The 10,191-nt window shown below is 56.4% G+C and carries 9 protein-coding genes and 1 pseudogene; 4 read left to right on the forward strand and 6 right to left on the reverse strand.

The annotated features are described in order from the left end of the window. A partial coding sequence (locus tag G6N74_RS30120) for an N-formylglutamate amidohydrolase (RefSeq protein ID WP_165121680.1) occupies positions 1–276 on the reverse strand: 276 nt, incomplete at its 3' end. 260 nt (positions 277–536) lie between these two features. Between G6N74_RS30120 and ligD the strand changes: the two genes are divergently transcribed. Then, positions 537–3,206: a DNA ligase D gene (ligD, locus tag G6N74_RS30125; protein ID WP_165121681.1), complete on the forward strand. Its 2,670-nt coding sequence runs from the start codon at positions 537–539 to the stop codon at positions 3,204–3,206. Between the two features lie 20 nt (positions 3,207–3,226). Then, entirely contained in the window at positions 3,227–4,153 is a 927-nt protein-coding gene (ku, locus tag G6N74_RS30130; protein WP_205826937.1) for a non-homologous end joining protein Ku, read from the forward strand. 126 nt (positions 4,154–4,279) lie between these two features. On the opposite strand, the gene ku (G6N74_RS30135) is transcribed toward ku (G6N74_RS30130), so the two are convergent. Then, positions 4,280–5,080 carry a non-homologous end joining protein Ku gene (ku, locus tag G6N74_RS30135; protein ID WP_165121682.1) on the reverse strand — a complete coding sequence of 267 codons (801 nt, stop codon included), beginning with the start codon at positions 5,078–5,080 and terminating at the stop codon, positions 4,280–4,282. Between the two features lie 263 nt (positions 5,081–5,343). Here ku (G6N74_RS30135) and G6N74_RS30140 point away from each other — a divergent pair, with 263 nt between their 5' ends. Then, the gene (locus G6N74_RS30140; protein ID WP_165121687.1) at positions 5,344–5,838 is read left to right on the forward strand and encodes a YciE/YciF ferroxidase family protein; all 495 of its coding nucleotides are present in this window, start codon (positions 5,344–5,346) and stop codon (positions 5,836–5,838) included. Positions 5,839–6,382: 544 nt separating this feature from the next. Beyond that, positions 6,383–8,464 carry an ATP-dependent helicase gene (locus G6N74_RS30145; protein ID WP_165121688.1) on the forward strand — a complete coding sequence of 694 codons (2,082 nt, stop codon included), beginning with the start codon at positions 6,383–6,385 and terminating at the stop codon, positions 8,462–8,464. A 47-nt stretch (positions 8,465–8,511) separates the two neighbouring features. Here G6N74_RS30145 and G6N74_RS30150 read toward each other — a convergent pair whose 3' ends face one another. From G6N74_RS30150 to G6N74_RS30165, 4 genes and pseudogenes are all read right to left on the reverse strand, one after another. After that, complete coding sequence (locus tag G6N74_RS30150) at positions 8,512–8,772, reverse strand: hypothetical protein (protein ID WP_376767771.1); 261 nt, start codon at positions 8,770–8,772, stop codon at positions 8,512–8,514. Beyond that, a complete protein-coding gene (locus tag G6N74_RS30155; protein ID WP_165121683.1) occupies positions 8,772–8,951 on the reverse strand; it encodes a hypothetical protein in 180 nt (59 codons plus the stop codon). The genes G6N74_RS30150 and G6N74_RS30155 overlap by 1 nt, the downstream gene beginning before the upstream one ends. 299 nt (positions 8,952–9,250) lie before the next feature. After that, the gene (locus G6N74_RS30160) at positions 9,251–9,514 is read right to left on the reverse strand and encodes a DUF982 domain-containing protein (RefSeq protein WP_165121684.1); all 264 of its coding nucleotides are present in this window, start codon (positions 9,512–9,514) and stop codon (positions 9,251–9,253) included. Positions 9,515–9,734: 220 nt separating this feature from the next. After that, positions 9,735–10,191: pseudogene (locus tag G6N74_RS30165) on the reverse strand (calcium-binding protein); the annotation flags it as partial.

The following is a 10,191-nucleotide window of genomic DNA, read 5'->3' on the forward strand; positions in this document are numbered from 1 at the left end:
AAGATAAACCGCAGCCTCACGCGCGCGGTTCAGGTCGACCTGGAATCGGGATCGATGAACGATGATCTGGGTAGGAAAATCGGCGATAAAGCGCTCGGTGAACGGGTCCTCTTCGCGACGTCGATCAGGATCAGTGAGAGACATGAGCGATCGACAAGCGCTGCCCACGTCAGTGCCGCTGTGGATAGCTGTTCCCACTACAGGAGACGCTCCGAGCTTAATTGTCCAGCCTGCTGGTAATTCGCTTTGGTCGTTGTCGAAAGTCGTCTTGATCATACTCCATCGGAATGCGCGGGGAGGGCAGACGGTTCCAATTCATTGTACCCTAACTTGGAGTGGGTTTTTGCACGACAGTGCGTCAGATCTCTGACGGAGCTGGGAAATTGTGTTTGGGTTAGGGGCTGGTAGTCGCGAAGAGCCGTAACGACCGACAGAATTCTAGCGCGTAATTTCTCAGCGCAGCGATTATCTGAGCCCCGATAGAACCAAACACTCGAATTGGCGTTCCCCTCCCGCTAACAGCGGAAAGACGCACAATGAAAGAGACCAAGCTTTCCAAATACCGTGCAAAGCGCGATTTCACAAAAACCGTCGAACCAAGTGGGGAGGCCAAGATTGAGCGTTCCAATCGGCGACGTTTTGTCATTCAAAAGCATGCGGCTACACGGCTTCATTACGATCTTCGGTTGGAACTCGACGGGGTGTTCAAATCGTGGGCTGTAACACGAGGACCATCGCTCGACCCGCAGGATAAGAGACTTGCGGTCGAGGTCGAAGACCATCCACTCGACTACGGCGACTTCGAAGGGACGATCCCAAAAGGACAGTACGGCGGCGGAACGGTGCAGCTATGGGATCGCGGATATTGGCAACCGGAAGGTGATCTTTCGCCAGAAAAAGCGATCGAGAGGGGTGATTTCAAGTTTACGCTGGAGGGAAATCGGCTCTCCGGCAGTTTTGTTCTGGTGCGGATGAAGCATGACCGCGCTGGTGGCAAGCGCAAAAACTGGCTGCTGATAAAGCACCGTGACGAGCATGCACGAGACGGAGATGGTGATGCAGTACTCTCAGTCGACAAGTCGATAGCGTCCGGGAGAACCATGTCGGCAATTGCCGCGGGAAAGGGCAAGGGACCAAAACCATTCATGATTGCGCGCTCCGTGCCAGGCAATCCGGACGCCGTCTGGGACGGGGACCAAGTGGATGCCGCTGAGGCGCGCGCAGCGGGAAAAGTGGTGACGCCGCCGTCACAACGGGCAAAAGCACAAAGTTCCCGACCAGGTATGTCGACGATGCCTGGTTTTGTCGAACCACAGTTGTGTGCTTCCCTCTCGCGGCCACCGGCGGGTAAGAACTGGATCCACGAAATCAAATTTGACGGCTATCGCGTTCAACTCCGCGTCGAGCATTCATCGCCGACGTTGAAGACCAGGAAGGGCTTGGACTGGACCGGCAAATTTGCGGCGATTGCGAAGGAGGCGACTGGACTATCCAATGCACTCATCGATGGGGAGATCGTAGCACTCGACAAGAATGGGGTTCCCGATTTCGCCGCGCTCCAGGCGGCTCTGTCGGAACAGAAGACTGAAGATCTGATCTATTTCGCTTTCGATCTTTTGTTCGATAGAAACAAAGACTTACGCGAACTACCTCTCATCAAGCGCAAAAAACGTTTGGAAGAACTGCTGGGTGGGGCGGATCTTGGAGACGCTCCGCTTATTCGATACGTTGAACATTTGGAAAACGGTGGTGAAGCAGTGCTGCGGTCTGCCTGCCGCCTGTCACTCGAGGGCATCATTTCAAAGCGGGAGGACGCCCGCTACGAATCCGGCAGAACGCAGACTTGGGCAAAGTCGAAATGCAGAGGGGGTCATGAGGTCGTCATCGGGGGATGGTCGACGACTAACGGCCGATTTCGCTCGCTGCTGGTCGGTGTCAATCGCGGTCAGCACTTCGTGCATATCGGAAGGGTCGGTACAGGATATGGCGGCGACAAACTCAAACGGCTTCTTCCTCGTTTGAAAGAGACCGAAGCGTCGTCGTCACCATTTACCGGCGCTGGTGTCCCCAAAAGAGATACCACGCTTCACTGGACGCGACCCGAACTGGTGGCCGAGATCGAATTTGCGGGATGGACCGCAGGCGGGAATATCCGACAGGCATCGTTCAAGGGATTGAGAGATGATAAGCCTGCGGACGAGGTCGAGGCCGAGCGTCCTGCACCTGCGGAAAAGATCGATATCGCCAAACCCGAAGCGACGTCTCGGACCACCACGCCAACCAACTCCGCCAGAAAAGCGGTGGTAATGGGCGTTGTCATCTCCAAGCCTGAAAAGGCCCTTTGGCCCGACGGAGGCGACGGGCAACCAGTAACCAAACTAGATCTCGCGGAGTATTTCGAGGCGGTTGGAGCTTGGATGATTGGCCATCTCAAAGGGCGACCATGTTCGATTGTGCGTGCTCCAGATGGATTCGCCGGGGAACAGTTCTTTCAGCGCCATGCCATGCCGGGCACCTCCAACCTTCTGGAGCTTGTAAAGGTCACCGGTGATCACAAGCCCTATCTGCAGATCGATCGCGTCGAGGGGCTGGCAGCCATTGCACAAAGTGGCGGCCTCGAGCTCCACCCGTGGAATTGTCAGCCTCACCATCCGGAGTCGCCTGGTCGACTGATATTCGACCTCGATCCTGGACCGGAAGTCTCGTTCTCTGAGGTTGTCGCTGCAGCGAAGGAAATGAAGGGGCGTTTGGAAGACTTAGGGCTGGTTAGTTTCTGTAAGACGACCGGTGGCAAGGGTCTACATGTGGTGACGCCGCTGGCAGCATCGCGAAGCAAATTGACATGGTCCGAAGCCAAGGCATTCGCCAAAGGCGTCTGCGTGCAAATGGCGAGCGACAATGCCGATCGCTATCTCGTCAATATGGCCAAGAAATTGCGCAGCGGTCGGATATTCCTCGACTACCTTCGAAATGACCGCATGGCGACGGCTGTGGCTCCGCTGTCGCCGCGGGCGCGGTCCGGCGCTACCGTGTCGATGCCGCTAACCTGGTCGCAAGTACGCGCAGATCTCGACCCAAAGAAATATACCGTTCGCACCGTCCCTGGATTGCTCAAAAGGACCAAGGCGTGGGCGGACTATCTTGATGGTGAACGACCTCTGCGTGACGCGATCAAGCGGTTGGGATTCAATAAACTAGCAGCCTGAGGCACGGAGTCTGGTCATTCATGGCCGCCGACAATGGGAGGAATCGCGCGCCCGTGATTTGGCGACTGAGCGTATCGGGAACCGCCGACGCCGTCAGGAGTTGGCATGCAAAGGAGAATACGGTGACGGCACGAGCAATATGGAAAGGCCATCTGAAAGTTGCCGAATTGGTTTGTCCGGTTTCAATGTACGCGGCCGCGTCGACCTCCGAGCGCATTTCCTTCCATGTATTGAACCGTAAGACCGGCAACCGTGTTCACCGACAGTTTGTCGATGAAGAAACCGGTAAGCCCGTTGATCAGAATGACCTGGCTAAAGGCTATGAAACTGTCGACGGCAATTTCGTTATCCTTGATGAGGAAGAAATAGCCGAAGCGATTCCGGAAAGTGACAAGATGCTGGCCATGGAGACCTTCATCGAATGCGGCGATGTCGACACGCTCTACCTGGACCGGCCCTATTATCTCGTGCCTTCTGAACCGGCGGGCGAAAAGGCGTTCAACGTCATTCGCGACGGCATGAACGCCTCCGGCGTGGTCGGTTTGGCACGTTCAGTTCTATTTCGCCGCGTGCGCACTGTTATGATCAGGGGGCAAGATTCCGGTTTGGTAGCAAATATGTTGAACTTCGACTACGAAATCCGCCCCGCCAAAGAGGTGTTCGGCGGTATTTCCAAGATCAAGATCGAGGCTGAAATGCTCGATCTGGCGAAGCACATCATCAAGACCAAAACTGGAAAATTCGATCCTTCGAAATTCGACGACCGCTATGAGAATGCGCTGAGCGAGCTAGTCAAGGCCAAGCTCGAAGGGCGGAAGATCAAGAAGCCAAAGATCGAGCGGGAGGAGAAGGTCATCAATCTTATGGACGCGCTTCGCAAGAGCGCTGATGCCGGAAAGAAAACCTCCCCCACGCGCTCCTCAGGGGGTAAGCGGAAGGCGAGTTGAGATGATCTTGCTAGCCTTCGTTATGCGTTCGGCCGGACGGTTGTAACGCCTGCAATCCGGTCCGGGCTTCCCTCCGCCGATAACAGCAGCTCGAACATCCCGCACTCCACGTCCAGAACGACATAATCAGCGGCGCTTTGGCTTTTCCTGTGAGATGCTCTTACGCAGCGAGTCCATGATCGAAACGACGTTGGTCGTCTCCTTGCCGCCACTTTTGGCTTTTTCGTGTGGTGCTGTTTTGCCCTTCTTCTTCGCAGCGATGATTTTCTTCAATTGCCCCTGCACCGGATCAGTGACCATATCCGGCGTCCATCGCTTCAGGCCGGCCTTGATGAGCTTCTGGACCATCCCGGTCGCTTCGCTATCGGCCTTCGCCTCAACCTGATCGAAGTACGGCTTTTCATCTCGCACCTCATCGCCGTAACGCAATGTCCAGACGACTATGCCCTGATCCCGCGGCTCCAGCATTACAGCGCGCTCACGACGGTAAAGCACGAGACGAGAGATTCCGGCCATGCCCGTGGACCGCATCGCTTCGCGAATGACCGCAAAGGCTTCTTCGCCGATTTTATCAGACGGTGCCAGATAATGCGGTCTGTCAAACCAGATCCACTCAATCGAGTCGCGCGGGACAAACATATCGATATCAATGGTGCGCGTGCTTTCCAGCGCCACCGCGTCAAGCTCTGCGTCCTCGACGATTACCAACCGGTCCTCGTTGTACTGGAAGCCTTTAGCCTCGTCCTGGTCCGCCACCACCTTTCCGGTCTCTGCATCGACGTAGCGGCTGTTTGCGGAATTGCCTGTTTTTCGATCAACGGTGCGAAAACGAACCTTATCACTGGCCGAGATAGCCGGCGTCATTGTGACCGGGCAGGTAACCAGCGACAGTTTCAGATAGCCTTTCCAGAATGGGCGGGGAGCCATTGCAATCCTCCAGCCACTAGAACGGATAATTTGCCCCATCGTTCCCATCGCAGGCCTGCGACTGCTGAAATCATAAGACCCTAGCGTTGAACGCCGTCTGGTGGCCATGCAAGCGCCTGTGCGGCGCATACAGTTCGTCGACGGAAAAAAGCGGGCAGTGTGTTGCAAACAACTAAAACAGCCGATGTGCGGAATATGGAGCGATGGAACGAATTCGGTATTGGTTTCTTTCTTCTCAGCGTCCATCACAGGGAGGAAACGCAATGAAGTCATTATCCGAGTTGTTCGAGCATACGCTGCAAGACGTCTACTATGCCGAGAATGCCATTACGAAGGCTTTGCCGAAAGTTGCGAAAGCAGCCAAGGATGCGAAGTTGAAGAAGGCGGCCGAGGACCACCTTGCTGAGACCAAGGATCAGATCAAAAAACTTGAGTTGGTCTTCAAGTCGATCGGCAAGAAGGCATCCGGCGAGAAGTGCGATGCCATTGAAGGACTGATCAAGGAAGCCGACGGCCTGATGGAAGAGGCTTCCGGCACTGCGCTCGATGCTGGCTTGCTGGCGGCGTGCCAGGCGGTCGAACACTACGAAATCGCGCGCTATGGATCATTGCGCGAGTGGGCAAAGGACCTTGGTTATGACGAGGCCCACAAGCTCCTGAGTGAAATTCTCGACCAGGAGAAGGCGACTAACAACAAGCTTACGAACCTCGCGGTTACGTCCATCAACAAGACATCGGCTACTGCGAAGGCAGCTTAGAAATCAAAGGGGACGCGATCCGACCCCCGACCATGGAAAGCAATTCGGGCGTGACGCCCCGATTGGGATCGCCGCCCGGTTGAATGCCGGGCAATAAGCTTCTGGAGACTTGGCGGATGCTCCGAGAGAGGAAGCTGTTCCACAGTTTCTGAGCCAGGTTCGACTCCTGGCGTCCGCTCCGGGTCCCCAGACGTAATCCAACTGGCCTTCCTTAGTAAGCCCAAAGTGGTGTTGCTCTGGCCATATTCCCGGGATGATCGGCCATAAGCATCAGAGTAATATCTGATTGCGAATCGGCAGGAGAGAAGTAGTGGCCGCGCTCTACACATGGATGAGAGACCTCGGAAACGGTCGGATTCAAGCCGCTGTTAAGGCGTTTCGTATTCGACGTGGCTATATTGTGAGTGTCAGGCCGCACCGTTCCGCGTTCAGATAGCACCGCATCTCAACCGCTCCGCGATTGTGTAATGGTCCTTGAGGGAGCGCTGCTTCCAACGTCCATCGCTTTCTTGCGAACGAAACGGAAACAATGCTTCATGGCGCGATGAATGTTGCGCTCCGTGATTCGCTGGCCGAACCAGATTATCTCGACCGCCTGAACCAGGCGCAACGGGACGCGGTGCTGCACGGTGACGGGGCAGTTGCGTTGCCGCTTCTCATCATTGCCGGCGCCGGTTCAGGTAAGACGAATACGCTGGCACACCGCGTTGCGCATCTTATCGTGAAGGGCGCTGACCCGCGCCGCATCCTGCTCATGACCTTCTCACGTCGTGCCGCGGCAGAAATGACAAAACGTGTCGAGCGCATCTCGACCGAGGTGATGGGCGCAAAAGCTTCCACGTTGATGGAAGGCCTGACATGGGCCGGCACCTTTCATTCCGTCGGCGCGCGATTGTTGCGCGACTATGCCCTCGAGATCGGTCTGAGCGACGCCTTCACGATTCATGATCGCGAGGATTCGGCGGATTTGATGAATTTTGTCCGGCACGATCTTGGACTGTCAAAAACCGAAAGCCGTTTTCCGGCCAAAAACACCTGCCTTGCCGTCTACTCACGCGCCGTCAACGCGCAGTGTGAATTGGAGCAGGTGCTGGCCAAGTCCTTTCCCTGGTGCATCGGCTGGGCGGACGAACTTAAACAGCTGTTCGCTGCCTATGTCGAAACGAAACAGGCGCAGAACGTCCTCGATTATGACGACCTGCTTCTCTATTGGGCGCAGATGGCATCGGAGCCGGAAATCGCCGATCATATTGGTGGCCGCTTCGACCACATCCTTGTCGACGAGTACCAGGATACAAATCGCCTTCAGGCTTCGATACTGACTGCGCTCAAGCCCAACGGTCACGGCCTCACCGTCGTTGGTGACGATGCGCAGTCGATCTATTCCTTCCGCGCGGCTGAAGTGCGCAATATCCTCGACTTTCCGACGCTGTTTACATCGCCTGCTGAGATTGTCACGCTTGAGAGAAACTACCGTTCGACACAACCGATCCTGTCCGCATCGAATGCCGTCATTGGCGAGGCGACGGAGCGTTTTACGAAGAACCTATGGACCGAGCGGCAGTCGATGGAAAAGCCATGGCTCGTAACGGTGAGGGATGATACCGACCAGGCCAACTATGTTTGCGCGAAAGTGCTGGAGGAACGCGAGGCGGGTGTTCAGCTAAAGCAGCAAGCAGTACTCTTTCGCGCCTCACATCATTCCGGCCCGTTGGAGGTCGAGCTTACCCGCAGGAACATTCCCTTCATAAAGTTCGGTGGCCTGAAGTTCCTTGATGCAGCGCATGTCAAGGACGTGCTGGCGGTATTGCGTTTTGCGGAAAATCCCCGCGATCGCGTTGCTGCCTTCAGGGTGCTACAATTGTTGCCGGGTATCGGTCCGTCGTCGGCAGGACAGATTATCGACGTGATGGAGAGTGCACTCGATGTCACGCTGGGTCTGTCCATCTATCAGCCGCCGGCAAGAGGTGCCGCAGACTGGCCGGGTTTCGTTGACGTCTTCACCGCTCTGCGCAACAACAACAAAAGCTGGCCCTCCGACATGGAACGGGTCCGGTTATGGTATGAACCACATCTTGAGCGCATCCACGAAGATGCTGCAGTTCGCCGTGCTGATCTCCTGCAGCTTGAGCAAATCGCTGCGGGATACCCGTCGAGGCAAAGGTTTCTGACCGACCTGACGCTTGATCCCCCTGACGCAACCAGCGACCACGCCGGGCCGCCACATCTCGACGAGGATTATCTGATCCTGTCGACCATCCATTCAGCCAAGGGCCAGGAATGGAAAAACGTCTTCGTTCTGAATACCGTCGATGGCTGTATCCCGTCCGACCTTGCCGTCGGCGAGCGCAACGAGATCGAAGAAGAACGACGTCTGCTCTATGTGGCGATGACACGTGCGAAGGACGCGCTCCATCTCGTCACCCCGCAACGATTTTATACCCATGGACAGGCCTCGCGAGGCGATCGCCACGTCTACGCGTCACGCACACGATTCATACCCGGTTCCATACTGGACAAGTTTATGTCAGTGACTTGGCCTAAAGCCATCAACGCGGCCGCTGGATCGAAGCACCCGGAGGTTCGTGTAGACCTGAAAAGCCGTATGCGCGGCATGTGGAAATAGGTGCGCGACATTCATCCACCACGTATCTTTCTTTCAGGGGTAGCGGTTCACTCCATGTCCGGCACGTCGCCGAACAGAAACAGCGTCGTCGGCTCGCCATATTCGCCGATGGTAGGGTTTGCCTCCCGGCTCCATGCGATGACGCCTGCGTGCTTCCCGGCCAGTCCCTTCGCCGTTCTGATGGCGCGATCCTCGGTCTGCTGCTCGGCTGGGCCAAAGACCGGTTGCAATTCGCCGTCATCGTCGCGATCGAATGCCACGACGACGATCAGTTTTGGCGCTTTCTGTTGCGGCAGGGCGGACATCATCAACTGGCCGCAGCGTCTTTCCGGGCAGGGAGGATATCTCGCGCCAACAAATCGCCCAAAACCAACGAAGTTTCCCGCAACAGTTTCTTTATGTGATCAGGCGGCAGTTTTTCGAGATGTTCGGCTGCGTCCAGAAGCTCGACAACCAGCTCAACACCTCGTGCGTGAAGTTGTGGCATCGCATGCTCCAAAGGGTACCTGGCGCGATGGGGTTGCGGAACTTATCGCGCTGGCCAATGCAGCCGGCGGGGCCAGCTACGCTATCAGATAATCACCGAATTCTCTGTCGTGCCAGCGATTTTGATTGGAACACTCGCGGTGGTCTCCGCGTTAATTCGGCGCCGCCCATTTCGGTTGCCACGCCATGGCGGCACGTCGCCGGCGTCCCTTACTCCCCGGCGGCATAGAGAGCCCGCCTTCGCCGCCCTCGCGATGGCGGGCTTCTTATTGCGCGTCTAAGAAGCGTCCCCTGACACAGTCATTGATCCCCAGCCTCAATGAGGATTTCGGCCTCTCGGGCAGCTTCAACGAATGCATGCCGAAAAGCCGCAGGTTGCTGAAGACCTTCAAGCGCGGCCATCGCAGCTTTGCGAGCTTCTAGGTGACGTCGTCCTCGCCTTGCGGGCCACCTTGTGAACAGAATCTCGGCCGCTTCGCTGGCAGAAACGACATTCACCATGACGTTCTTGGACGGGCCAAGGGCTATGGAAACAGGACTGTCAAACCTGACGTCGGTCTTCATGTGCCAGCCTCCTTATCGAGGCTGTAACGGCTGCGACGTTAAAGTGGTTGCACAGCGATTGGACAGGCTGCGAAGGCGCGCTTGAAGGGCTTGGTATCGGTTTTGTCGGAACCAAAGCCAAACCAGGTGCTGGGCCTTACTTCAGCTATAGGAGGTCTCCGGTCCCGACGGTGCTTAACCCGTCACTTTAGAGGGTGGCGGGCTTTTTGCGTTTCAGCCTTCAGACGACGAAGAAGTCTCCTGCCGACACCGCAAGCCCCGGAGAGAGAGCCGCAAACTTCATCGCAGCCGCACTCCCGGTGCCGTCCCGGTCGAAGAGCAAGTCGCCGTTCGAGCTGTTATAGATGATGCGATCGTTGGCATCATGTGCCGCGTTGCCGATATGGAACGCCGCCGCTGCCAGCCAGCCTGCTGCCAGGCCGGTGAAAATTGCATTTTCGACCCGGAGCGTGTCCTGTGCCGGATTGTAATCCGTGATTTTGTCGATGTTGTTTACACTGAAAGCAGCGTTGAAAAAGAAGGTGTCGTTGCCAGATCCACCTACCAATGTGTCCTTGCCGCCGCCACCGACGATATAGTCGTTGCCAGCAGCGCCGCGCAGGACGTTGGTTCCGCTATTGCCGATGACGGCGTTGTTCAAGCCGTTGCCGTTTCCGACCAGATTTGTGGTGCCTTGC

This window comes from Mesorhizobium zhangyense, assembly GCF_011045115.1.
GTDB classification, from domain to species: domain Bacteria; phylum Pseudomonadota; class Alphaproteobacteria; order Rhizobiales; family Rhizobiaceae; genus Mesorhizobium_M; species Mesorhizobium_M zhangyense.